We start from the raw sequence: 25,566 nt of genomic DNA, 5'->3' as shown, positions 1-25,566 counted from the left end.
TCGCCAAAGATCGGTTTTTTTAGAAAAGGAATTTTTTGTGTGATCTCTCTTTCGTCGAGATGACAAGATTGTGTATAGAAAAGCAGATACTAAATAAGATAGACAGACTTGTCTGTTTATATGAATAATTATTTACATTTGCATTTGTAAATTATTATCAATGCAACCCAAAGAACGAATCTTAGATACTGTCTCTGTTTTATTTCACAAGCAAGGCTACAATGCAACTGGCATTAACCAAATTATTGAAGAGGCAAAAGTAGCGAAAGCAAGTTTTTATCAGCACTTTAAATCTAAAGAAGATTTATGCGTTGCTTTTTTAAACGAAAGACATGCTTTTTGGTTCAATTCGTTAGAAAATTTCACATTAAAAGAAACAGATTCCAAATCAAAAGTTCTGGCTTCCTTTGATTTTCTGATTTATATAAATCAAAATGAGAATTTCAGAGGTTGTAGTTTTCTAAATATCCTTTCTGAAATCCCGCCAGATAATCAAAAGATATTAAGTGTAATTCAAAGCCATAAAAAGGATTTACGACAGTATTTTACAGGGTTTACAAGTAACGATCTTGTTGCAGATCACATTTATTTATTATTTGAAAGCTGTATAATCGAAAGTCAGTTATTTAAATCAAATGAACTGATAGAACAATCCAAAAAAATCATTCAAACTTTAATTTCATAAAAATGGAACAGAAACTACCGTTGCCGCCTTTCACTTATGAAACGGCATTAGAAAAAATTCAGTTAGCCGAAGATGCCTGGAACAGCCAGGATCCGGAAAGAGTTTCAAAAGCCTACACGCTGGACAGCGAATGGAGAAACAGAGATCAATTTGTAAACGGACGTGAAGAAATCGTTCGCTTTCTATCTCAAAAATGGGAAAAAGAGAAAAATTATAAGCTAAAAAAAGAGTATTGGGCACATACAGAAAACCGAATTGCTGTTCGATTTGAGTATGAATATCAAAACCCTGAAGGCAATTGGTTTAGGGCTTACGGAAATGAAAATTGGGAATTTGATGCAAACGGTCTTATGCAAAAAAGATTTGCCAGCATAAATGATCTCGCAATAAAAGAACAAGACAGAAAACTAAAATAGTTTTATTTAGTTCATACTTGGCGGTTCAGGAATTTTGATAGTTCTTTTAATTTTTTTTACGATTAAGAGATAAAAAGTAATTCCGCCCAAAATGATAAGCAATGCAATTTGCAATTGTCCTAGACTATTGTTTTTACTATACATTGCATTTGCACTTGCTAATTTTGCTTTCCCTTCCTGAATCTGGATTTGAGATAACAATTCTAATGTTTTTAAAGCTTCTGTGCTTGAAACAACAATTTTATTCCAATTTTTGTTTTCGACTTGTTTGTTGATTTCTTTGCAGGAGCTTAAAAAAATGTCAAAATATTGCTTTTCCTTATTCGTTAAAACGGTTTTTGAGTATAAATCATCAATATTATGAATCACATCTAAAGTATTAATAATCTCTTCTTTTTTTATATTGTCGCTTAAATCCAGTTTTTCAGCTTCAGCTTTTATAAAATGAAGTTCCTTAGAATATTGAAAAATATAATGAGCAACAACCAAACGGTCTTTATAAATTGCATTAATATTTTCGTTGACATTTTTTGAATTTTGAAGCGTATTAAAATTACCCAGCAAAATGATAAGCATTACAATCAGCAAAATAAAAGCGGCCTTTGTTTTATTACTATATTTTTTTAAGTCCTTCATAATGACGCTTATTTTGCTAATTTGTAAATAGTTACTTTCTCAAAGATATAGCTTTTGCTGTAGAATCTAAATTTTTAAATTTTGCAGTCTTTTTTTAAGATATGCTCAAAGTTTAAAATCAAGTGCTTAAGAAATTTTGGTTTTTACACAAAATAGCCACAATCATTGTCATTTCGAGGAAGGAGAAATCTTCGCGAGTAACTGCGTAACGAAAACCCAATCTTTGTCGAGCTTCTTACGAAGATTTCTCCTTCCTCGAAATGACAAAAAAAGCTGTAGAATAATTAAAAATATATTTTATAATCTAAGAATGATGGTTTAGGACAAGGTTAAAGTAATAAATTTTTGAATTAGAATTTTCAGGAGCTATTTCCAGCTCCCGTAGCCTCGGGACGCTCGTATCTTTTCCTTGCTAAAGAAGCAAGAAAAAGAATAACGCTTCTATCTGGGCTAACCAATCTTGTTTTTAAAAGATAATCGAGTTAAGAATTTTTTGTTTTATTAATCGCCTGGGGTTTGCTTGTTATTGCTTTTTTCACCAATAGTAAAAATATAATGAAAGCTATATTGAGGATAGGGATGAAATTAAAAATAACAAAAGTGGGATTTGCGGTCAAGTCTCTTAATCTTCGCGTTGTAACAGCTTGCATAGGAACAAACGTAACTAATACAATTAGACAACTATAAAATATATTAAGAATTTTTTCATTGTTTAAATTTACGTTACGGTATAAATCTAAAGCTAAAAGAGTCAATAAAACATTTACTAAAAAATAAATACCATATTCGACTCTTCCTGATTTGGTTTTAAAAGAAGAATAAAAAAATAAAATATTTTTTAAATTTTTCACAGAATATTTTTATTTAATTTTTTTTTAAAATTACTCTAAAACAACTTCATCATTATTGGGTTCTTTTTTAAAAAACAGAAACTGCATTAATAATGACAATACAATTGTCAGCATTGCTCCAATAAAATTAAGCCATAAATAACCTAATTTTTCCTGTTTGTAAATCATAAAGTAATAGATAAAAAATATAGTCATTTGACTAATTATAGCACTGTAAAACATAGCTTTTGCTTTTACACGACGCAGATAAAAACCAACTAAAAAAATTCCTAAAACGGTACCGTAGAAAATAGACCCAATGATATTTACCAACTGAATTAAATTTTCAAACAAAGTACCTACACAGGCAAAAAGTATGGCTACAACTCCCCAGAATAAGGTGAAAAATTTAGTAGCGTTTAGATAATGTTTCTCAGATTTTATGGTTTTTAGATTTCTTTTATAAATATCAATCGCCGTTGTAGAGGCCAAAGCATTTAATCCTGATGCTGTTGATGACATTGCAGCTGAAAGAATTACCGCCAATAATAAACCAATAAGCCCTTTAGGTAAATAATGCAGGATAAAGTGAAAAAACACATAATCTTTATCGTTGGTTTCGCTATTGCTATCTGCTTTTAATATAATTTCTTTCGCACGATCACGCAGGTCTTTTTCTTTATTAGACAGCGTAACTAATTCTTTTCGCAAAATAGGATTGTCAAAATCCTGATTGAGCTGATCGATGTACAATAAATTAATTACTTTTTTATCTTCTGAAAGTGTGCTTAGCTTTTTCTCTAAAGCATGATATTCTTCTTTATAAGCTGATTTTTCAATGACAATCTTATTATTCGGATTAAAATTTAACGGAACAGGATTAAACTGAAAAAACACAAAAACCATAACTCCGGTTAACAAAATAAAGAATTGCATTGGCACTTTTAAAAGTCCGTTCATGATCAAACCCATTTGGCTTTCGCGAACTGATTTCCCTGATAAATAGCGCCCAACCTGAGACTGATCAGTTCCAAAATAGGCGAGGGCAAGGAAAAAACCACCAGTAATACCGCTCCAGAAAGTATATTTTTCTTCCGGATTAAAAGAGAAATCTACAATATTCATTTTATCATTTGCACCGGCAATATGCAATGCACTTGTAAAAGTCATATCATTTGGTAAATAATGCAAAATCAGGAAAAATGTAATAAACATTCCGGACATAATCACAAACATTTGTTGTTTCTGAGTCACGTTCACCGCCTTTGTTCCGCCTGAAAATGTGTAAATAATTACCAGAACACCAATCATGATGTTCATTAAAGTCAAATTCCAGCCTAAAAGAGCTGATAGAATAATTGCCGGAGCATAAATGGTAAGCCCGGTTCCTAAACCTCTTTGAACCAGAAACAGAATTGCTGCGAGAGAACGTGTTTTAAGGTCAAATCGTTTCTCTAGAAATTCATAAGCGGTAAAGACTTTATTTTTATGATATAACGGAATAAAGGTCAAACAAATAACAATCATAGCAATTGGCAACCCAAAATAGAATTGCACAAAACCCATTCCGTCATGATAAGCTTGTCCCGGAGTTGACAAAAAGGTAATGGCACTGGCTTGTGTCGCCATTACGGAAAGCCCAACAGTATACCATGGAGTTTCATTGTTTCCTAAAATAAAATCCTCGACGTTTTTACTTCCTTTAGTTTTCCAGGAGCCGTACCCAACAATAAATAAAAGTGTAACAATAAGTACGATCCAATCAAATAGTTGCATAGGTTATGAGTATAATTGCATGATTAAGAAAAAAATCACAATGTAAATTGCGTTAGCTACCAAAACGTAAGTGTAGCTTTTTTTCCATTTTTTTGTTTTTTTAGCTTCCATAATCTGAATATTTTATTTCTTAATTTCTTGTTTTGGAGCTTCAACTGGCTGTTTTAAAGAGATCATGTTCGATAATAATCGGTACGCTCCGGCAACACCTTCGGGCAATTCTCTAAAAAAGCTCAAACCAGTGTAAATGTAATATCCTTTTCCATACGGCGCTACCAATAAGGCACCATTTTTTGGAGATTCACCTTTATCGTGTGATGATATAATAGGAGTGAAGGCAGAATCGTATTGATCCGGATAATATAGACCCTGTTCTTGTGTCCAGCCTTCGAAATCTTTTGAGCTTATTTTGTTTGGTGTATTTAAAACAGGATGATTAGGTGCGAGAAAAGTAACTTTGGCGTTTTCTTCAGTGACACGATCATTTGAAATTTTTAAAGGATATGGCGCAATTTGATCGGTAACGGTTTTGCCATATGTATTGTATTGCACAATCATATTTTTACCGCTTTTTACAAAATTAAAAAGGATATTTTGCTTGTGTGCCAAGGCATTTACGGTATTGTAAGCACGAACTCCGGTCATAACTACATTAAATGAATCCAGTTTTTCTGGCGTAATTTCTTCCGGTTTTATGATTGTGACTTTATATCCCATTTGAGCCAGGCTTTCCGGGACTTCATCACCGGCACCCATAATATAAGCAATAGCATCGCCATTTGTTTTTAAGTCTATTCTAATGCATTTTGATTCAGCTGGTTTTAGGACCATTTGTTTGGTTATATGGCCGTAATCAATAATAGTTTCATCTTTATCAAAGCGTTTGTTATCGACTATTGCTATGCTTTTTGCAACTGCTTCTTCAGGGTTTACAGGCGGCGTAACCTCAAAATAAAAGATTTGCTCGTTTCCTTTTTTCTCTAAAACAAAAGGAATTTCTTTAGGAGAAACACTCCAGCTTCTAGGTAATTCTAATTGTAAATTTCCTTTAATGCCATCTTTTCCTGCGCGTACTTTTACAGGAATCATTTTGCTTTTTGTGTTTCCAAAAATCAATACTCTTTCTAAGATCGAAGTAGTTACTTCAGGCACAATATCCAGAAAATTGTACATTTCGCCTTTTACGCCATCATTGTATTTATAAACAACGGTACGCTCAAAAGGAATTTCAATACCATTTATGCTGATATTAAAAAGTACTTTTACTTGTCTTATAATATCCGGAATTCCAATATTTTCCTGATTTGAAACCGTATACATCCCAACGCTGGCTTTTTCTTTTAGCCAATAAGGCTGCGTATATTCAATATTGCCGGGCAATTGAATTTGTAAATTTATTTTTTGATCGTTATTGTTTTTTAATACAATATTCTGAGTAGTGTTTTTATTATCAGGTAATGACGTTACACTTGTCAATTGCATATCAACAGGAGATCTGTTAATGGCTTCAAGACTTAATTTAATGGTACTTCCCGGAGTTGCTTCCTGTTCGCTTGCCACAGCTTCAAGATACAATCCTGAACAAGATGCAATTATATTTTTTATTGCAGCAGACTTTAAAGATTTCCAGTGGTCATCTTCAAGCGCTTCAATCATAGAATAGGCTTTTACTAAATCCGGAATACTCGCTGATGGATTACTAAAATCATATTTTGAGATAATAGCGGTAATTAAATCTCCAATTGGTTTTCCGTTTTTAACACGGTTCCATGAAGTGTCAATTCCATCAAATAAATTATCACGTTCTTTAGGATTATCACCATTTATAAGTTCCAGATATTCGGTTTCCTGACCTCTTGCACCAGTACTTCCAAAACCTTGCGATTGATGACGGCTTCTGCTTAAAGCAGCAATTTCCTGATTCGATTTTCCAATTCCGTTATAATAAACTCCGGTTTCTAATTTGGTGAATTTAGATTTATTAGCGGCATCAAATTTTTCCTGGCTTCCGTAAAACCACCATGATGGATTAAAAAACTGACGTTTTACCTGCCATGGTTTCACATATTTTAATTGGTCGGGATATATTTTGGGATCGTTTGTGAGTTTAAAGCTTTCTACACTCAACATTGCTGATGATGTATGATGTCCGTGTGTTGTACCCGGAGAGCGATGATCAAATCTATTGATGATCACATCCGGCTGAAATTTTCTAATGGTCCAGATTACATCAGCAAGAACCTTATCTTTATCCCAGATTTCAAGGGTTTCGTCTGGATTTTTTGAGTAACCAAAATCATTCGCACGTGAAAAAAACTGTTCACCGCCATCAATTTTTCTAGCTTCAATTAATTCCTGAGTTCTTATAACACCTAACAATTCGCGCAATTGCGGACCAATCAAATTCTGGCCTCCATCACCGCGTGTTAGTGATAAATAACCTGTTCTGGCATTCATTTCATTTGCCATACACGCAATCAAACGTGTATTTTCGTCGTCAGGATGGGCGGCAACATATAAGACTGAACCTAAAAAATTTAATTTTTTGATTTGATTGTAAATTTCTACTGAACTTGGTTTTTGTGGTTGTTGCGCAAAAGAAATGGAAATCCCTGTTAAAAAAATAAGAAGAATCTGGATCTGAATTTTTCGCATAGTATAGTTAAATGTTTGAAAGAGCTTCAAAAATACTAATTATATTTTTGAAGACTAATTAAATGAAATGTTAATGTTTGGTTATTGATTTCCTTTTTCATTAATAAAACTCATAAAAAAAGAGACTATCAAAATATTGATAGTCTCTTTTGAAAATTTATTTAGAAAAATTATCTTCTTCCTCCGTGGTGATCATCGTGATCGTGTCTATCGTCTCTATCATGTCTGTCATGTTTATCATGCTTATCGTGATGTCTGTTATCATGTCTGTACTCTTTGTGAGGACGTTCATTATATCCGTAAACTTCTCTTGGTCTGTAAGGTCTTTGAGGAGCTCCGTGATACCCTTTGTAATATCTTACTCTGTGACGATCAAAGTAAGTATAAGGAGTTCTTCCGTGGTAATCAGTCAAAACTACTTTATACCCTCCGTATAAATCGTAATTTCTATATTGTCTTGGTAAGTAAGTTGTTCTAACCCATCTTCCTCCTCCAAAATAAATAAACTGCGAAGCTCTTACATCATAATAGGCTTCAATGTCTGGCAAATAGTAGTATTCCATTTCAGAATATCCCTGTGGTCCCCATGCCGGAGGAGATCCTATGTTAACATTTATAGATACCTGAGCTTGTGTGGCACTTGCAACCAAAAGAAATAAACCTACGATTGCTATTTTTATTGTTTTCATTTTTTCTAGTTTTAATGTTAATGTTATTCCTGTTTAGGGATATTCATATACTGTGCCAAAAATGAAAAACAAAATGTAGTTGGTCGGGTTAATGATGTATTTTAACGAGTGTAATCTGTTTGATTATTCCGTAAAGTTTTGATTTTGAAAACGTTTTCGTAAGTTTAAATTTTATAAAAAAAAGTAAAATTATTATCTGTATTCTACAGCTCTTGGTTTTGCAAGCTCAAAATTTTGCAAGCCAAAATCAGTGGTTTCAAAAGTATTTGTTTTAAATACATTATCACCCTGATATGGAATAGTAGGGTAGTAGGAAATAGAAAGCTGAAACGAACTGAATACCAGGTAATCATTGCTGATCAATAAACCTAAAGTGATTTTTTGATATGCTTTATTTCTTCCCATAGCATTATTGGGACTTCCTAATACGGCAATCGAATAATTAAAAAACGGGTTCATACGAAATCCCCAAAGCGCATGAGGAGAATAGCTTTGGGTTTGCAGTGACAAAACCATCTTATTTGTTCCGTATATTGCGCTGTTGAATCCAGCTAAACCATTTTGTTCGTTGATATTCAGTTGATCACCAATAATAGCTTCACGATTTGCACCTATAACAAATTTTGGATTTACAAATTGTCTGAGTTTCCAATTGCCTATTTTGTAGAGTTTTGTAAAATAATTGGTTTCCATCAAAAAAGCGGTTTGATATGTTTTTGATTGATGAAAGAAGGTTCCGGCTTCAAAATTCATACTTAGAAATCCCCATCTGTAATAATTTCCAAAAGAAAATTGTGCCCCAACATAAGGCCTCCAAAATGCATTCTTGTATTGATATCCAAAAGTAACCCCATAAATTCGGCCTATCGGTACATCTTCAACTTGTCCATTTCTAAAAAGGTAAGTTTCTTTTATAAATTTACGCCTGTTAAGCCCAATTCCTGTAAAAATAAATTTCTCATCTGAATAAAAATTTGTTGGATCATAAAGTTCAGACGGACTTTCGCTATAATTAACATTTAGAAAACGTCCGCTGGCAACCAGGTTTGTTATACCGTTTTCATCTTCAAATACTTTTGAAGCATGTCCAGCCCATAAATCCTGAAAATTATTTTTAAAAGGCTGATAGGCATAAGTCATATCCGGCGCCTGTAAAGTATCCCGTCTAAAAATCTGCCCCACATAAGCTCCTCCGGCCCATTTTGTAAGCGGGGAATAAAAGAGCCGTTCTATATTGATGCTTTTAGTATAATTATTGTCAAGATCCATATTATAATAAAGCGTCGTTCCGATATAAGTATTTTTAATATTAGGAACGGTATAGGTAACTTCATTAGCATTTCGTCCATCATCAAACCTGTTTGTAAAACGATATTCCAATTGCTGTCCTGAGCCAAAAAAGTCTTTTTCTTTAAACCCGAGAGAAACACGATTACTAGAGATCGAAAATTTTGGTATTGTACTCCAGGAATCCAGAACACGAATCGTAACATCTACAGAATCTGATGCTGCGCCTGCAAGTTTGTTCGTTATTCTAACTGCTGTTACATATTTCTGAGAACGTATCAAACGCTCAGATTCCTGTACTTTATAAGTATTATAAGCTGAATTTCTTTTAAATAACAGCAGATTATAGATTGCGATTTTTTTTGTTTTCAAATGCAGTCTGTTTCCTGTTCTTTCTCCCCAATTTTTCGGCATTTGGGTCGTGTCAGAAATAGAATGCCCAAAAGGATCAAGGGTTACGATATTAATGTTCCTGATAATTTTACCATTAAAATTGGTAGTGTCATTTTGTACAAGAATTTGTTCCTTTTTTTTGGTTTTTGCTGTTCTGAAAAATAGTTTATGAAGGGTTTGCGTAAATTTATTCTTTTTTGAATAATTTTTAATTTTTGTATAAACTTCTGTGCTGTCTTTTTTATTGCTTGTATCCTTTTTCGATTTATCAGTCTGAGCATAGGTGCCTTGTAAGCAAAAGCATAACAAAATAAAAACGACTATTTTTTTGTTTACAAACATTAGATAATTGATGGCTGGCTTAAAGTTGATATATAGTATGAATATAAGAAATTAATAAGACTTTTTTGTAAAATCTAAGTACTATTTAGTTTTCGATTTTTGCTTTTCGAATTCTCCAGGTAAATTTTCTGGGCATATGATTGCCCATTAGATAACCCCATGGTTCTAAGGATTCAATTCTGTCAAATATGATTTTTAGAATAGCTAAGAGAGGAATGGCTAAAAACATACCTGATATCCCGGCAGCTGCACCACCAATAATAATTCCCATGATAGAAACAAAGGCATTAATTTCTACTTTAGAATTGATAATTAAAGGCACTAATAAATTATTGTCTATCAATTGAACGATGATGTTTACAATTAAAATCCCTAGTATAACGGAGCTTTCGCCAGAACCTGTTAATGATGCCAAAAGGGTAATAATACCAGCAATTAAAATACCAATATAAGGTATAAGGTTTAGAATTCCAGTTATTAATCCTAATAAGATAAAATATTTGATTCCAATAATCCAAAGCCCTAAACCTGTCAATACAGACACGACTATCATTTCTAAAATTAGACTTACAATGTAATTATTAATAGAAACTTTTATTTGTCCTAAAATGGCTTTTAGGTTTGCATGATCTTCTTTATTAACCAATTTAGCTAAAAACAAAATAAAATGATCTTTATATAAAAGGAACAGAAAAGTATAAATAGGAATAATGGTGCAATCTACAAGTAAATCGGTTATGGAAACTATAGCAGAACCTATAGTTGCTTTTCCATTTTGTACAGAATCTTTGGCTACGGTATCAATGTATTTTTTTTGTTCGCCAATGCTTACATGAAAATTATCTTTTACAAATCTATGAATGTCTGTGATAAACTTATTAGCATTCTTTTTTATAGTGTCAAAATCATTTGCAATATCACTTACCTGATACGAAATAAAAACCAAAATACCCACAATACAAGCTGCAAAAAGTAAAATACAGCAAGCAGCGGCTAAATGTCTGGGGAATTTTAAACGGGAATTTAAAAAAGTAAAAATGGGCACTAATAATACGGCAAATAAAAATGCCATTAATACTGGTGTGATAATATCTTTGCCAAGGCAAAATATAAAAGCAAAAGAAATTAAGCTAACAAGTATAAAAGCAAGTTTAGCATAAAACGGTAATTCTATGTTACGAATCATTTTATTTGGTGAATTAGTAAAAACTAGTAATTGGTAAAACAAATATTATATTTTATTTAAAAAATATCGTTTTAGCTTTTTAGTATTAGTTTATAAAATTCCCATTATAATTTTAATCAAAGAATTCTTTGTCTTCGTAATGTGTAGGCATAATCGAGATTCCTTTTTGCAATAATAGATTGTTTGGAAAAATAATTTTTTCGCCTTCTTTTGTTCTTAAGTTAACATGAAATGCACTAATATCTTCAATCTCTGCTTCGATAGGGAAATCTTTATCATGAATTTTGATGGTATCGCCAATTCTGAAAGGAAACGAAAAAAACAATATCATTCCTGACGTTATATTACTCAAAATAGACCATTGTGCAAACATAGCCACACCAATCACGGTCGCAATTGAAGAAACGGTGATAAAAATATCTTTTGTATCAACACCCCAAATAACAATTAAGCTTATGGTTACCAGTATATTCATTAATATCTGAATATATTTGATTACCAAATTTGTACGGTGCTCTAATAAATGACTCGTACTGGCGTAACGGCGTATAAGTTTTGCAATAATAACCCGTAGCGCTACTAAAGCAAAAAGGAGAACAATGGTGCTTAAAATTTCCTGACTATATTCTTTAAAAGAAAACATAAATAATTTTTTACACTAAAGTACTCAAATATTCGTAAACTTTGGCTGTTGGCAAGCCCATAACATTGGTATAAGAACCTTCAACTTTTTCAACTGCCATAAAACCAAACCATTCCTGAATTCCGTAAGCGCCTGCTTTGTCGTAAGGTTTATAGTTTTCGATATAATATAAAATTGCCTCGTCTGATAAATCTTTAAAAGTAACTTTAGTAACATCATTTATAACAGTAGAAGTAAAGCTTGTTCTAAAACAAACTGATGTAAAAACTTCGTGTGTAGTATTCGACATCGATTTAATCATTTCAAAAGCTTCTTCGGCATTTTTAGGTTTGCCTAAAGCTTTATTATTATGCCAAACGATGGTATCGCTGGTTACCAGAATCTCATTTTCTTTAAGTTCCCCGTCAAATGCACTGGCTTTTAGCGCTGCTAAATAATCCGTTATTTCGACAGCTTTTAATTCCGGAGGATATATTTCTTCAATATCTTTTAATCGAATTTCGAAATCAAGATCAAGGTCCTTAAAAAATTGTTGTCTGCGAGGTGATCCCGAAGCAAGAATTAAAGTGTATTTTTTTAATTTTTCTTTAAGCATTGTATTTAATATTTAAGGTAATAACCAGAATTGATAAAATTCCGAAAAATAAGATTAGTTTTAAAACACTACTCAAATGATGGTAATCTTTACTTGTTTTTGCTGAAACTATTTTGATAATAAAATATAAAAGAGGCGCCAGTACAAAAGCAAAGGCATAAAATGTAGCGATAAAAAGATTATTCTCTACAAAGTATTTATTGACGTAAAATAAGCAGGAAATAAAAGGAATAATAGCAAAAGCCACCGCTACTTTTGCAGCACGGCTAATACCTATTGCAATTGGTAATGTGTTCATTCCTTGATTATAATCACCATTTACATCCTCAATATCTTTAATGATTTCGCGAATAAAATTGATCATGAAAGCAAACAAAGCATAATCTGTTAATATAGAAAAAAGACTTGCCATTTGAGCCTGATTCTCTGAATTTGTTGCCGGAAAAAGGTCAAAAACACCTATAATAAGAACACTTGCAGAAAGCAGTAATGCAACAACAAAATTACCCAGGATCATGATTTGTTTTAGCGTTGTAGCGTAAAAATAAAGTAACGAAGCAATCAATATAAAGAGTGACGCAAAACCGGGTCTTAAAATAATATTCGATAAAATAAATCCAATAGCAACACCGGTAATATTAAGTCCGATATAAATATTGTAAGCCGCAGTTTCAGAAATTCCTTTGCCAATTACTACATCCTCAGGCTTATTGATTGTATCTGTAAAAACATCATAAATGTTATTGATAACATATCCAGCTGCGGCCAATAAAACGGTACTTAAAACTAATAAACCGTATTGCCAGTCTGCTAAAGCCAAAGGAATATCCTGTTGTTTTAAAAATGCATAACGAAATAATACCTGCATAAAAGCAAGCATCAAAAGGTTTTTGTATCGAATGAGTTTTAGGAATTTCATTTTTTTAAGGTTCTGAGTTTTTTTTAAGATTCAAAAGGGGCAAAGGTTCAAAGGTTCAAAGGTTGGCAAGGTTATTTATTTAAACTGAAAACTGAAACTGAAAACTGCCCTCTAATCATGTTGTCCATTAAAATATTCCATCCATTTTCCCTGTACCTTCATGACTTGTTCGATAACATCACGTGCAGCACCTTTTCCGCCTTTTACATGCGAAATATAGCGGGAAATATTTTTGATTTCAGGACTTGCATCTTGGGGACAAGTTGGCAATCCTACTAATTTCATTACATGAAAATCAGGAATATCATCTCCCATATACAATACCTGTTCAGGCTTGATATTATAAGTATCGGTGTATTCTTTAAACGTTTTAACCTTATCAGGAGTTCCTAAATGAATATCTTTAATTCCTAAATTATGTAAGCGAACACGAACACCTTCGTTGCTTCCGCCAGAAATAATGCAAACATGATAACCACTTTCTACAGCCGCTTTCATCGCATAACCATCACGAATGTTCATTGTGCGAAGAATTTCTCCTTCACTGGTTACAAAAACTGAACTGTCTGTAAGTACGCCATCAACATCAAAAACAAAGGTTGTGATGTCGTTCATTATTTCTTTATAACTTTTTGCCATTATTCTGTATAGATTGTGTTAGTATTTTATAAATATTCTTTTGATTTTCGTTCGTCAAATACTCTAAATGCGTCTGAATTGTAGTAGAATCATTTCGTTTTGCGGGACCGGTTTGGGCATCAATTGCATCAAGTGTATTGATTTTATTGGCTGTTTCCTGTATTAAAGGTCTTAAAATCTCAAACGGAACCTGATGTTCTTCGCAAATTTCCTGACCAATCTGATACATATGATTTGTAAAATTATTTACAAAAACAGCTGCAACATGAAGTGCTTTTCTCTGATCAGAATTAATAGGGAAAATAGCGGTAGAAACACTTTTGGCTACAGATTCTAAAACACGGAAATCAAAAGTATTTTCGGCTTCTAAGCAAAGCGGAACGGTCGAAAAATCAATCTCTTTGTTTTTAGAAAATGTCTGAAGCGGATAAAAAACACCTTTCCTGTTTTTAGAGTCTAAAACATCAAGCGAAGCTGCACCGGAAGTATGAACAACGATTCGGTTTTGAAAAGGCAACTGACTCGAAACATCTGCAATAGCCTTGTCTGAAACTGCTATGATGTATAAATCAGCTTCTTTTAATTCTGCAAAATCACTTGTGATTTTATCAAATTCAATTATAGACGACAGTGTTTCTTTTTTTCTGGAATATACCTGTACAATTTCTATAAGTTCACTTTTAGCGAAAGCTTTTATCAAATGCTGAGCAACATTTCCGGAACCAATTATCGTTATTTGAATCATATCGCAAAATTAGCATTATTTTTTTTAAAGTTTAACCACGGATTATACAGATTAAAAGGATTTTTGCTGAACACTTATTTTGTTAATGATACTTAAACGCTTTTATAAAGGCAAATATTTATGATAAATTGGTTTAAAATGAAATGCAACAGTTTAATAATCAGCAAAAATAACCAAGATCCTTTTGGTCTCTAACAAGTATTCGATTTATTGGTAATATAAAGACTATCCAATTTGTAAAATTAGGCGTACGTTTTTAAGAATTTGATTTAATTAAAACCTCTTTTTTTAGTTTTTATTAACAAAGTACAAATATTAGAACTCAACATTTTTAAGTACTTTTGTGCCACTTTTATACAATGTAATTCCTTAAAAATGGATAAAAAAATATTCTCTTTTTTGTTTTCTACAAGATTAATGTCTGTTCTTTTTTTAACATTTGCTATAGCAATGGGTGTTGGTACTTTTATCGAGAGTAAGTACAATACAGATACAGCTCGAATTCTAATTTATAATACCTGGTGGTTTGAGGCAATAATGGTCTTTTTTATGATCAATTTTTTCGGAAATATCAAACGCTACCAATTGCACAAAAAAGAGAAATGGGCAACATTGATACTTCATATTGCGTTTATTTTTATCCTTTTAGGAGCATTTATTACACGATATATCAGTTATGAAGGAATGATGCCAATTCGTGAAGGCGCTGCTGAAAATCAAATTTATTCAGACAAAACATTCTTAACTGTTTTTGCAGACGGAGAATACAAAGGCGAAATGAAACGCAGGTCTTTTGATAAAGCATTATTGTTTTCGCCGGTAACTAATAACGATTTTACACTTTCAGGTAAATTTGATGAAACTCCTTTTGAAGTTTCTTATGTCAATTATATTATGGGAGCTAAAGAAACTATAAAACCAACTGCCAACGGAACTTTATACCTTAAACTGGTTGAAGCAGGAGCAGGCGGACGTGAAGAACATTTTCTGAAAGAAGGAGAAGTTCAAAATATTCACAATGTATTGTTTGCTTTAAACAAACCTACAGACGGCGCAATTAACATTAATACAACCGGTGATAAATATACCATTCAAACCCCTTTTGAAGGAGAGTTTATGCGAATGGCAGATAAATTAAAAGGAACCGTAACAAAAGATAATGTTCAGCCTCTTATGATGCGTTCCTTATATAGTATTGGTGATATCCGAATCGTTTTTCCGGATCCGGCAATAAAAGGAATTGTTGATTATGAATCGAATAACGATTATAAAGCTAAATCACACCATGATGCCTTAATTGTAAAAATTAAAGCAGACGGTCAGGAAAAAGAAGTTCGTCTTTTAGGATCAAAAGGTAGTGTAGGAGAGCCTCAAACAGTTAAAATTGGTAAAATTGAGTACAGTTTATTCTACGGAAGCAAGGCTTACATTTTACCATTTAAAGTAAAACTAAACGATTTTATCGCTACAAAATATCCGGGAACAGAAAAAAGTTATTCTGCTTTTGAAAGTAAAGTAACCGTTCAGGATTCTACAGAAACATTTGATGCCAGAATTTTTATGAACAACGTTTTAGATTATAAAGGATACAGATTTTTTCAATCGTCATTCGATCCGGATGAAAAAGGAACTGTATTATCTGTAAACCACGATTTCTGGGGAACATCAATTACATATTTAGGATATTTTATGTTGTTTTTTGGTTTAATGGCGATTATGTTTACGAAACATTCTCGTTTTGCTGATCTAAAACGTAAATTAGAGAATGTAAAAAAGAAAAAATTAATTACGATTCTGGTTTTAATGCTAAGTTTCTCTGGTTTCGCTCAGGCACCTCACGTTCATACAGAGGGAGATGGTCATGATCACGGTCATAATCATGCACCTGCAGATCCTAACGATCATGCCAATCACGTAACTGCTGCACCAAGTCAGAAACAAATCGATTCGTTATTAACGATTTATAAAGCTCCGGTAGCACATGCCGCTAAATTCGGACGTTTGATTATTCAGGATGCCGGAGGTAGAATGAAACCTATCAATACATTCTCATCAGAGTTATTGAGAAAAGTAAGTCAGAGCGACACTTACAACGGAATGAATTCTGATCAGGTATTTTTGTCAATGACACAATATGCTCAGGTTTGGATCCAGGTTCCGCTTATTTATTTAAATACAAAAGATGATAGTATTCGTAAAATCATTGGCGTAGACAGAAAAGCAAAACTGGTACCGTTTGTAAAATTCTTTGACGAAAACGGAAATTATAAATTATCACCTTATTTAGATGCAGCTTACAAAGCAGGGAATCCAAATAGCTTTGAGAAAGATTTTATCGAAACAGATAAAAAAGTAAACCTGATGGAATCTGCGTTAAGCGGAAGTATCCTGAAAATTTTCCCAATCCCTAATGATCCAAACAACAAATGGATTTCGTATTTAGAAATTCAGAATGCTGGTTTAAAAGGAATGGATTCTACGTATGTAAAGCAAATTTTACCAATGTATTTTAGCGCTTTAAACAACGGATCAATTTCTAAGGATTTTTCAACCGCAGATCATTTGGTTGAAAGTATAGATGGTTTCCAGAAGAAATTTGGAAGTAAAGTACGTCCAAGCGATAAGAAAATTGATCTTGAGATCGCCTATAATAGCTACAACATTTTACCAAAAATGTTTTATTGGTATTCTCTTGCCGGAATCTTCATGTTGATTTTTACACTTTTCAGTATCTTCTTTGATAAAAAATGGCTTCGTATAACTGTAAATGGTTTTCATATATTAATAGGAGTAATATTTGCATTTCATACCGTTGCCTTAATCGCCCGTTGGTATATTTCAGGTCACGCACCATGGAGTAATGCTTACGAAGCAATTGTTTATGTAGCCTGGGCAACCATGTTCTTTGGTCTTGCTTTTGATAAAAAGTCAAAACTTACTGTTGCATCGGCAGCTTTTGTAACATCAATGATCTTCATGGCAGCAAACGCAAACTGGATCGATCCGGAAATCGCAAACCTGCAACCGGTTCTTAATTCATATTGGTTAATGATTCACGTAGCGGTAATTGTGGCAAGTTATGGTCCTTTTGCGCTTGGAATGATTCTAGGTTTTGTTGGATTGATTTTGATCTTTTTTACCAACGAAAAGAACAAAGCCAAAATGGACTTAAATATCAAAGAAATTACCTATATCAACGAAATGGCCCTAACAATTGGTTTAATTATGTTAACAATTGGTAACTTCCTTGGAGGACAATGGGCTAACGAAAGTTGGGGACGTTACTGGGGATGGGATCCGAAAGAAACCTGGGCTTTAATTTCGATTATGGTTTATGCCTTTGTAATTCATGCTCGTTTTGTTCCTTCATTAAGAGGACAATGGTTCTTTAATTTAATGAGTATGTACGCTTTTATTTCAATTTTGTTTACTTATTACGGAGTAAACTTCCATTTGGTTGGTCTGCATTCATATGCAAGCGGAGAAGCACATTCATTAAGCTGGATCTGGTATTCATTAGGAACAATTTCCCTTATCGGAATTCTGACATATCCAAAATACCGCAAGTATTATAAAAAGAAAAAATAATAACTAAAGTGTTTTTATTAATTCACAAAAAAGGTTCAACATCACGTTGAACCTTTTTTTATGCAATATATTTAGAAGTTTAATTTTTTTTAGGATTCAAATTAATCAAAGAATTAGGAGCTATTTCATGCTGTAAGTTCCAATCTTTTGCGCCTCCCAAAGCCTCGGGACCTGCACAAAAGGATTTCCACTTCTATCAGGGCCAGGGCACTCGTTTTCAAGATAATTCTATCAAAATAAAGATATAAGAAAAAGATGAAATAAAAATTTAAAACATGACTCAGTATAAAACATAGCCAACGGTTTCAACCGTTGGGACGCAATCAATGACACGCAATCAATGACACACAATCAATGACACACAATCAATGGCACCCAATAATAGCAGATAATCAATGCTACACATCAATGATTTATATATAACGATAAATTGTAACGATAAAACCAAGGTTGAAATGTTGGGCTAATAATTGATAAGAAGAATTAAATTCTAAAACTTAGCATCTTAGCAACTTAAAGAAAAATATCTCTTTCGAAACCAGAAAGCCACATTTACCAAAGCAATCAAAGCAGGAACTTCGACCAACGGACCAATAACGCCCGTAAAAGCTTGTCCGCTGTTAATGCCAAAAACACCAATTGAAACAGCAATTGCTAATTCAAAATTATTGCCAGTAGCAGTAAAAGCAATCGAAGTACTTTTAGAATAATCAGCACCAAAATATTTTCCGGTAAAAAAACTAATCACAAACATTAACCCGAAATAAATTGCAAGCGGAATTGCGATTCTAACCACATCCATAGGAATCTGAACGATTAATTCCCCTTTTAAACTAAACATCAGAACAATGGTAAATAGCAAAGCAATCAAAGTAACAGGAGAAATGAACGGAATGTATGTATGCTGAAACCATTCTTCGCCTTTGAGTTTTATCAAACCATATCTGGATATAATTCCTAATGCAAACGGAATTCCCAAATAAACAGCAACACTTTCAGCAATCTGAATCATGCTGATATTGACCGTAAAACCCGAATATCCAAAATAAGGAGGTAAAACCGTGATAAAAATATAAGCATAAACGCTGTAAAGCAAAACCTGAAATATACTGTTCAACGCAATAAGACCAGCAGCATATTCGCGATTTCCGTCAGCAAGATCATTCCAGACCATAACCATTGCAATACAACGTGCCAAACCTATCAGGATCAAGCCAATCATATATTCAGGATAATCTTTTAAAAATAAAAGTGCTAATGAAAACATTAAAAACGGGCCAAGAATCCAGTTTAAAAAGAGAGAAGCACCTAATATTTTGGTATTTTTAAAAACTTCCCCCATTTTTTCATACTTCACTTTTGCTAATGGCGGATACATCATCAAAATCAAACCAATCGCTAATGGAATATTTGTAGTTCCGCTAGAAAACGAATTGATGAAACTTCCGCTTGACGGAAAAAAATATCCAACAGAAACACCAATAAACATGGCAAGAAAAATCCAAAGCGTCAAAAAACGATCCAGAAAACCTAATTTCTTTTTCTCTGCAACAGGAAAACAATGATTTAAGGACATCTTATTTTTTTATTTGTGAGAAAACATAAAACATTTCAGTTGCAATTTGCAGACTTCTTTCATTATATTTTTCTGTTTCTTGTGGAGTATTATCAAAAGCTTTTGGATCATCATAAGTAACTGCAATTCTTTTCTCGGCTCCTGGAATAAAAGGACAACCTCCGTCAGCTTGCGAACAAGTCATGATAGCAGCAAATTCACTTTCCGGATTAAAATCGTCATCGTAGGTTTTAGAAAAACCAATAATTGGCGCTTCGTTTTCAGAGAATTTAATCGCATAAACCGGATTATTACCTTGAGATATTTTCTGGATCTTAAAACCGGATTCCGTTAGTGTTTCAGTAACTTTTGGGAATAAAGCCGTAGCTTCAGTTCCGCCAGAATAGCAGGAAACATTTTTAATTTTATAATAATGTGCTGCCGTTTGCGCCCAAACCTGAGCCAAATGACTTCTTCTGGAATTGTGCGTACAAATTAAGTTCAATCTAATTTCTTGTTGTTGCTCAAACTTTAGCTGAATAAAACCAACAAGTGGTTGTAGTATATCTTTGCGATCTTTAGAAATTGCGGCAAAATCAAAAGATTGCGCTAAAGATTGAATTTTTGAATATAAAGCATTTTGATTCGACATTTTTATAACCTTTTAAGTTTAGCAACAACTCCCGCCCGGGGTACATGAATTTGATTCGTCAGAATTTAATTGAGTCAGTTTTAATTTTGGTTTTTCTGACGGAATTCCGCATTGATCCTGTGCTAAGCAAGCTGTTGTTTTATTTAATAACAGAAAATCTTTTCCGTTAAAACCTAAATCATATTTGTCAATTGTCGTATTTTGATATTCTACTTCGATTTCAAAATCTTCTATTCCTAAAACTTTCTCTGAAAGCTCAATGATATGAATTAATTTTTGAGGTTTTAAGCGGTGCTCATAATCGTTAGCATCCCAAAGCTGGAAATTTACAACCGTTTCTTTACGAACAACTCCGCCACAATCGATGAAGTTTTTTGTTATGTAACCAACTTCGGTTACGTGAAAATATTCAGGTACAAATTTTCCGTCTGGTAACTGAAAATTAACGGCTTCAATAGTAGTCAGTATTTTTTTAATTTCTGAAAGTTTCATAATAATTTGATTTAATAATTAACAACACTCGTTTTTTCTTTTTTCTAAATGAAGATCAATTTGCCTAAAAAAAACTTTAATTTTTTCAAAACCCGCTTCATTAATACAGTAGCAAATGGCATTTCCTTCGATGTTTCCTTTTATAAGCCCGGCATTTTTTAATTCCTTTAAGTGTTGAGAAACTGTTGGTTGAGAAAGCGGAAGTTTATTTACAATATCACCGCAAATACATGTATTCACTTTTAATAAGTATTGAATAATAGCGATTCGTGCAGGATGACCTAAAGCCTTCGTTAAAATAGCCAATTCGTTTTGTTCATCTGTAAAATGATCTGTTTTTGTAGCGCCCATCGTTTTATTTCTATATTGCAATATTACGATATAGATGAATATAAAAAAAGAAAATACTTGATTATTTTCTTTTTAGGGTTTTATTTAAGAAAGTATTTGGTTCTATATATGATTTAAATTACGATTATTATTTTTAAATCCTTCAGGATACATGATCGCCAATAAAACAATAATAAGTAAAACATTATATTCCATGCCATTTCTTCCGCCTCCAACAACAAACCAGCCTTCTTTAAAATGAACTAATATAATTCCCATTATTAAAACAAAAATGGTTACAAATCCGGCAAGCTTAATATATTTATTGAAAATCAAAAGTACGGCTGCAACTATGTGCGATAATTTAATGGACCACGCCAGAATTACACCAAAAGGAGCAAAGCCAATCTGGTTGAGAAATAAATTCCCAAAATCATTAATTCCGTTATCAAATATTCCAAAAACAGAATGGGTAAGAAGAATTACAGCAACAGAAAGACGTAATAGTAAAATTGAATTCATAGTTTGAATAAGTGTTGGTTTATAGATAGTTATACGAATTAAAAATAATAAAAAAACGCATATTAAATTATTAATATGCGTTTTGAATTTTCAAACTAATTAAGTTTTTAAACTTTTCCTAAAGTGTACAATTGTTCCATTGTAGGTGTTAAACTTCCTCCAGCTGGCTCAAGAGTAATCCCAAAAGCTTCTGCTGAATTTGTTTGACTTACAGCAAATATTTTTTGATCATTTCCTTCAAAATTATCCAGTAAACCAATGCTTGTTGGTGTAAGAACCGGACTTAATTTTAAAGACCAAACCTGATAAACCATTCCTTTTGGTGGCGTTGGTAAACCTGCTGCGTCAATATAAGTCGTTTTTGTTTCTTTGTTCCAGTACACTTTTGCAAATGATTTAGGAGAAACTGCCTGACCACCAAGTGTTACACCGGTATTTTTAATATCCCTTACAATAGTAAGGTTTTTTTCTGTTTGCTTATTTTGCTGGTCTAAGTAAGCATAATCTCTTTGTATTTTGTTTTTCTCAGTACCAACAGTAGCAATAGCATCTTTTGTTTTAGTAAGTTCCAGAGTTTGATATCCAAAACCTAAAAGCAATAATACTGCTGCAGCCCAACCCACGTATTGAGACCAGTTCGAAGCCGGTTTCATCTCGACTACTTTGCCATGTTTCAATTCTAAGCGGGCTTTTATCTTTTCGAAATTAGCTACAGAGTGAAAAGGAGAGAAGCTTGATGATAAAGCTACAATCGCTTTTTCTATCGAAATAATTTCCTGTTCAACCTCCGGATTCTTTTTTGCCAGTTCCGCTATTTCCAGATTTTCAGTTTCGGTTAACAAACCATAAACATACAATTCCAGAATTCCTGATTCTATATATTCTTGTGCTTCCATTATATTTTTAAATAATTACGTAAATCGTTAATACAGTTTCTGTTTTGTGTTTTGATAGTTCCCAATGGAATAGCTAATTCTTCTGAAGCTTCCTGTTGGGTATATCCTTTAAAAAATAATAAATCTATAATCTCAATACATTTTGGTTTCAGTTTTTTGACGAATTCCTGAATTCCGATTGTATCAATTCTATTAGTCAATTTATTGCTGTCGTCTAACAGATTTACGAAATTATCTGAAGATAGGTTTTTTTGGCTGTTATTAAAATTTTTTGATCTTAGCTTGTCAATCGATGTATTCCTAGCTATATTAAGGATCCAGGTGTAAAAACGACCTTTTCCTTCATTATAAGAATCGATATTTTTCCAGATTTTGACAAAAACTTCCTGCAAAACATCTTCGGCTTCTTCTCGATTTTTTATTAAAACATTGATGACAGAAAACAAACTTTTAGAGTACATATCATACAAATGGGTAAAAGCTCTTTCGTCTTTTTTGTAAATTAAAACTAACAACTCATCTTGACTCATAGATTCGGATTTTAAAGCTTAAACAAAATTTTAGTATACTATTTTATACTTTGAGATAAAGATAATTTATTTTTTTGTGAAAATTGTAAATTTTTTTGTAGCCTAAAACCTAGTAAAATAAGGCATTTGAAAAAAATCAATATTTTTTTTCATTTTTTTAAAACCAAAAGTAATCCAATTACGTAAATGCTATTATAACATCAAACGATAATTCTGAAAATAGCAGAACGAAAGAAAACAGCTTCAAAATTTAAAATTCAGCGGCCGTTTTAAAATCAAAGAAGAGAAGTTAAAAATTTAAAAATTATTAAAAATAAGTAAATCTCAATATTAAAAACCAAATCTCATGAGTTACGTATATACTTTAAAGATATTAATTGTGGGTTTAACCACAGTTTTGGCATTAACCAATTTTAATAATAGTGATTTTCGAAACAATATTATTTATAATAAAAATTCAGATTTAATATAGTATTTAATGGTTGATGTCCCCGGACTTCCAAACCGAAAATTAAATAAGAAATTAAAATAATTAGATTCATCTCATTATAAGAATTAGTACATTTTATAATATAAACGCCAGTAAACGATATAAAACAGAAAGATATTTTGATTTTAAATATAATTTTCACAATAACCGGGGCATCAATTATAATACGATAAAAATATAAAAGCATAACAATTAATTCATGGTTTGATTTGTTTGTATGGGGGGAAGCCTAGCGTCTGATTAACGCTAGGCTTCAATTTTTTATTTAACTTATGTTTAATAAAAATAAAGCAGACAAAATATTTACTGAAAACAGATTTTAACTAATTTTATAAAAAATTAAACAATGAAAAAAATAGTATTTATAGCGTGTAGTGTTGTCTTTTTATTAGGTACACAAATTCAGGCTCAAACCAGTAAAAATAAATTATCTAAAACAGATAAAGCCATGGCAAAAGAAAATATTTACCAATTTAAAGTTCAGGATTTATCAGGCGATACTTTTGATTTTGCCTCTCTAAAAGGTAAAAAAGTTATGATTGTGAATACTGCTTCAAAATGTGGATTAACGCCTCAGTACAAAGATCTTGAAGCTATTTACAAAGAATATAAAGACAAAGGTTTTGTAATTGTAGGTTTTCCTGCTAATAATTTTGCTTCTCAGGAACCGGGTACTAACAAAGAAATCGAGACATTTTGCCAACAAAATTACGGTGTAACTTTTCCTATGATGGATAAAGTTTCTGTAAAAGGAGATGATATGTGTGAGGTTTACAAGTTTTTGACGCAAAAATCTAAAAATGGATTACAGGATTCTGAAGTAGAATGGAACTTTCAAAAGTATCTAATCAACGAAAAAGGAGAATTGGTTAAAGTAATCAAGCCAAGAACATTGCCAACAGATCCAGAAGTGATTAATTGGATAAAAAGTTAAGTAATAACTATCTAAACCATAAAATCCACCAATTTGAATCAATTTCAAGTTTGTGGATTTTTTTTGATTTATATTTTTCCAAAGTCTGTCAGAATGAGCGAAGTCGAAGTTGCGTATTTTAAATCTTAAATGGTTATCGAGCCACTCTTGAAGATTTTCTCGTGCCTCGAAAGGACAAAAGCGTGTATAAACTGGTTTCTAAGCTCTTTAAAACAAACTAATCTATTGATTTAAAATCTCAATAATCGTCTGTTCAATTCCAGGTTCAGAATCCGAATGTCCTGTGTTTTCAATATACAAAGCAGATCTTTTAAGTTTATGATGTAATGTTTCAGCGTATTGAACCGGACAAATAGCATCATATTTCCCATGGACTATTATAGTTGGTATATTGTCTAAAAAATTTATGTTATCTACTATATAATTGTCTTCAATAAAACAATTGTTTCCCAAGTAGTGCGCCTCCATAATTGCTAAAGACTCAAACGGAAATTCATTTATAATAGTATCAATTTCACTTTCGCTTATTCCTTTCTTAAAGATCGATATTTCATAAAATACCCATTCGTAACAAAAGAACTTTTTATTTTCCGGACTTCCGTTCAGCATTTGATCAAGATAATAAGCCGGAATGCTTAAACCTGAAGCAGTTGGTACATTACCTTTAAAACGAGACCATTCCTTAGGAAACTCATTTTCGACACCGCCATTCAAATAATGATCAATTGATTTTTTATCTCCCAGAAATACACCTCTTAGCAAAAGACTTTTTACCTTTTCCGGATTCTGTATAGCAAATACTAAACTTAAAGTTGTTCCCCAGGAACCACCAAAAATATTTATCTTTTCGATTTTAAGAGAGGAGAGAAGCGCATTAATATCATTAACCAAATCCTGAGTCGTATTTTCTTCTATGCTCCCAAAAGGTTTACTTTTAGCAGATCCTCTTTGATCAAAAAAGACAACTTTATGTTTTTTAAAATCAAAAAAACGCTTATCATGCTCTGAAAACCCTGCACCAGGACCACCGTGAACAAATAAATAAGTTTCGCCATCATCAACGCCACAAACCTCATAATAGATTTCATGAACTTCACTAACTTTAAGATAGCCTTTTTGTATTGGATAGTCTGTATTCAAT

Annotated in this window: 25 protein-coding genes; 5 read left to right on the top strand and 20 right to left on the bottom strand. The window is 32.4% G+C overall.

The window, feature by feature from the left end:
- The first annotated feature begins 160 nt into the window (after positions 1-160).
- On the top strand, positions 161-685 hold the full coding sequence (locus BXU01_RS19625) for a TetR/AcrR family transcriptional regulator (RefSeq protein ID WP_083694859.1): 525 nt from the start codon (positions 161-163) through the stop codon (positions 683-685).
- A gap of 2 nt (positions 686-687) precedes the next feature.
- Positions 688-1,101: a nuclear transport factor 2 family protein gene (locus tag BXU01_RS19620; protein WP_056253655.1), complete on the top strand. Its 414-nt coding sequence runs from the start codon at positions 688-690 to the stop codon at positions 1,099-1,101.
- 6 nt (positions 1,102-1,107) lie between these two features.
- On the opposite strand, the gene BXU01_RS19615 is transcribed toward BXU01_RS19620, so the two are convergent.
- The 12 genes from BXU01_RS19615 to BXU01_RS19560 all read right to left on the bottom strand — a co-directional run bounded on the left by BXU01_RS19615 (position 1,108) and on the right by BXU01_RS19560 (position 14,436).
- Positions 1,108-1,737, bottom strand: a complete 630-nt coding sequence (locus tag BXU01_RS19615) for an MCP four helix bundle domain-containing protein (RefSeq protein WP_083694858.1) — start codon at positions 1,735-1,737, stop codon at positions 1,108-1,110.
- A gap of 482 nt (positions 1,738-2,219) precedes the next feature.
- Positions 2,220-2,588: a DUF805 domain-containing protein gene (locus BXU01_RS19610; protein ID WP_083694857.1), complete on the bottom strand. Its 369-nt coding sequence runs from the start codon at positions 2,586-2,588 to the stop codon at positions 2,220-2,222.
- 30 nt (positions 2,589-2,618) lie between these two features.
- Positions 2,619-4,343, bottom strand: a complete 1,725-nt coding sequence (locus BXU01_RS19605) for a sodium:solute symporter (protein WP_083694856.1) — start codon at positions 4,341-4,343, stop codon at positions 2,619-2,621.
- Between the two features lie 123 nt (positions 4,344-4,466).
- Positions 4,467-6,998, bottom strand: coding sequence for a PIG-L family deacetylase (locus BXU01_RS19600; RefSeq protein ID WP_083694855.1), 2,532 nt, complete (start codon positions 6,996-6,998; stop codon positions 4,467-4,469).
- 170 nt (positions 6,999-7,168) lie between these two features.
- Positions 7,169-7,687 carry a hypothetical protein gene (locus tag BXU01_RS19595; protein ID WP_083694854.1) on the bottom strand — a complete coding sequence of 173 codons (519 nt, stop codon included), beginning with the start codon at positions 7,685-7,687 and terminating at the stop codon, positions 7,169-7,171.
- Positions 7,688-7,879: 192 nt separating this feature from the next.
- The gene (locus tag BXU01_RS19590) at positions 7,880-9,709 is read right to left on the bottom strand and encodes a hypothetical protein (protein ID WP_083694853.1); all 1,830 of its coding nucleotides are present in this window, start codon (positions 9,707-9,709) and stop codon (positions 7,880-7,882) included.
- Positions 9,710-9,794: 85 nt separating this feature from the next.
- Positions 9,795-10,895 (bottom strand): AI-2E family transporter, encoded by a 1,101-nt coding sequence (locus tag BXU01_RS19585; RefSeq protein WP_083694852.1) that lies wholly within the window; start codon positions 10,893-10,895, stop codon positions 9,795-9,797.
- A 112-nt stretch (positions 10,896-11,007) separates the two neighbouring features.
- Complete coding sequence (locus BXU01_RS19580) at positions 11,008-11,538, bottom strand: mechanosensitive ion channel domain-containing protein (RefSeq protein WP_083694851.1); 531 nt, start codon at positions 11,536-11,538, stop codon at positions 11,008-11,010.
- A 10-nt stretch (positions 11,539-11,548) separates the two neighbouring features.
- On the bottom strand, positions 11,549-12,133 hold the full coding sequence (locus BXU01_RS19575) for a Maf-like protein (RefSeq protein WP_083694850.1): 585 nt from the start codon (positions 12,131-12,133) through the stop codon (positions 11,549-11,551).
- Positions 12,126-13,052 (bottom strand): geranylgeranylglycerol-phosphate geranylgeranyltransferase, encoded by a 927-nt coding sequence (locus tag BXU01_RS19570; RefSeq protein WP_083694849.1) that lies wholly within the window; start codon positions 13,050-13,052, stop codon positions 12,126-12,128. Before BXU01_RS19570 ends, BXU01_RS19575 begins: the two co-directional genes overlap by 8 nt.
- A 111-nt stretch (positions 13,053-13,163) precedes the next feature.
- Positions 13,164-13,691, bottom strand: coding sequence for an HAD family hydrolase (locus BXU01_RS19565; RefSeq protein WP_083694848.1), 528 nt, complete (start codon positions 13,689-13,691; stop codon positions 13,164-13,166).
- On the bottom strand, positions 13,675-14,436 hold the full coding sequence (locus tag BXU01_RS19560; RefSeq protein WP_083694847.1) for a Rossmann-like and DUF2520 domain-containing protein: 762 nt from the start codon (positions 14,434-14,436) through the stop codon (positions 13,675-13,677). Before BXU01_RS19560 ends, BXU01_RS19565 begins: the two co-directional genes overlap by 17 nt.
- Before the next feature lie 375 nt (positions 14,437-14,811).
- Here BXU01_RS19560 and ccsA point away from each other — a divergent pair, with 375 nt between their 5' ends.
- A complete protein-coding gene (gene ccsA / locus BXU01_RS19555; protein WP_083694846.1) occupies positions 14,812-18,024 on the top strand; it encodes a cytochrome c biogenesis protein CcsA in 3,213 nt (1,070 codons plus the stop codon).
- 505 nt (positions 18,025-18,529) lie between these two features.
- Here ccsA and arsB read toward each other — a convergent pair.
- The 7 genes from arsB to BXU01_RS19520 form a co-directional block, all read right to left on the bottom strand.
- On the bottom strand, positions 18,530-19,600 hold the full coding sequence (arsB, locus tag BXU01_RS19550) for an ACR3 family arsenite efflux transporter (protein WP_083694845.1): 1,071 nt from the start codon (positions 19,598-19,600) through the stop codon (positions 18,530-18,532).
- Between the two features lies 1 nt (position 19,601).
- Positions 19,602-20,231: a protein-tyrosine-phosphatase gene (locus BXU01_RS19545; protein WP_083694844.1), complete on the bottom strand. Its 630-nt coding sequence runs from the start codon at positions 20,229-20,231 to the stop codon at positions 19,602-19,604.
- Between the two features lie 18 nt (positions 20,232-20,249).
- Positions 20,250-20,723 carry a DUF6428 family protein gene (locus BXU01_RS19540; RefSeq protein ID WP_083694843.1) on the bottom strand — a complete coding sequence of 158 codons (474 nt, stop codon included), beginning with the start codon at positions 20,721-20,723 and terminating at the stop codon, positions 20,250-20,252.
- Positions 20,724-20,741: 18 nt separating this feature from the next.
- Positions 20,742-21,074 (bottom strand): helix-turn-helix transcriptional regulator, encoded by a 333-nt coding sequence (locus BXU01_RS19535; RefSeq protein ID WP_083694842.1) that lies wholly within the window; start codon positions 21,072-21,074, stop codon positions 20,742-20,744.
- Between the two features lie 102 nt (positions 21,075-21,176).
- Positions 21,177-21,575 (bottom strand): DoxX family protein, encoded by a 399-nt coding sequence (locus BXU01_RS19530; RefSeq protein WP_083694841.1) that lies wholly within the window; start codon positions 21,573-21,575, stop codon positions 21,177-21,179.
- A gap of 107 nt (positions 21,576-21,682) precedes the next feature.
- Entirely contained in the window at positions 21,683-22,471 is a 789-nt protein-coding gene (locus BXU01_RS19525; RefSeq protein WP_083694840.1) for an anti-sigma factor domain-containing protein, read from the bottom strand.
- Complete coding sequence (locus BXU01_RS19520) at positions 22,471-23,001, bottom strand: RNA polymerase sigma factor (RefSeq protein ID WP_055092081.1); 531 nt, start codon at positions 22,999-23,001, stop codon at positions 22,471-22,473. Before BXU01_RS19520 ends, BXU01_RS19525 begins: the two co-directional genes overlap by 1 nt.
- A gap of 346 nt (positions 23,002-23,347) precedes the next feature.
- On the opposite strand from BXU01_RS19520, the gene BXU01_RS23905 reads away from it, so the two are divergent.
- The gene (locus BXU01_RS23905; RefSeq protein ID WP_255373803.1) at positions 23,348-23,473 is read left to right on the top strand and encodes a hypothetical protein; all 126 of its coding nucleotides are present in this window, start codon (positions 23,348-23,350) and stop codon (positions 23,471-23,473) included.
- Between the two features lie 364 nt (positions 23,474-23,837).
- Complete coding sequence (locus tag BXU01_RS19515) at positions 23,838-24,425, top strand: glutathione peroxidase (protein ID WP_055092084.1); 588 nt, start codon at positions 23,838-23,840, stop codon at positions 24,423-24,425.
- Between the two features lie 222 nt (positions 24,426-24,647).
- On the opposite strand, the gene pip is transcribed toward BXU01_RS19515, so the two are convergent.
- Positions 24,648-25,565: a prolyl aminopeptidase gene (pip, locus tag BXU01_RS19510; protein ID WP_165689812.1), complete on the bottom strand. Its 918-nt coding sequence runs from the start codon at positions 25,563-25,565 to the stop codon at positions 24,648-24,650.
- Between the last annotated feature and the right edge of the window lies 1 nt (position 25,566).

Source organism: [Flexibacter] sp. ATCC 35103 (assembly GCF_001975985.1).
In the GTDB taxonomy this organism is placed as follows: Bacteria; Bacteroidota; Bacteroidia; order Flavobacteriales; family Flavobacteriaceae; genus Flavobacterium.
Note: the sequence above shows the minus strand (reverse complement) of the source record. Positions and strands in the feature narration are given on the sequence as shown.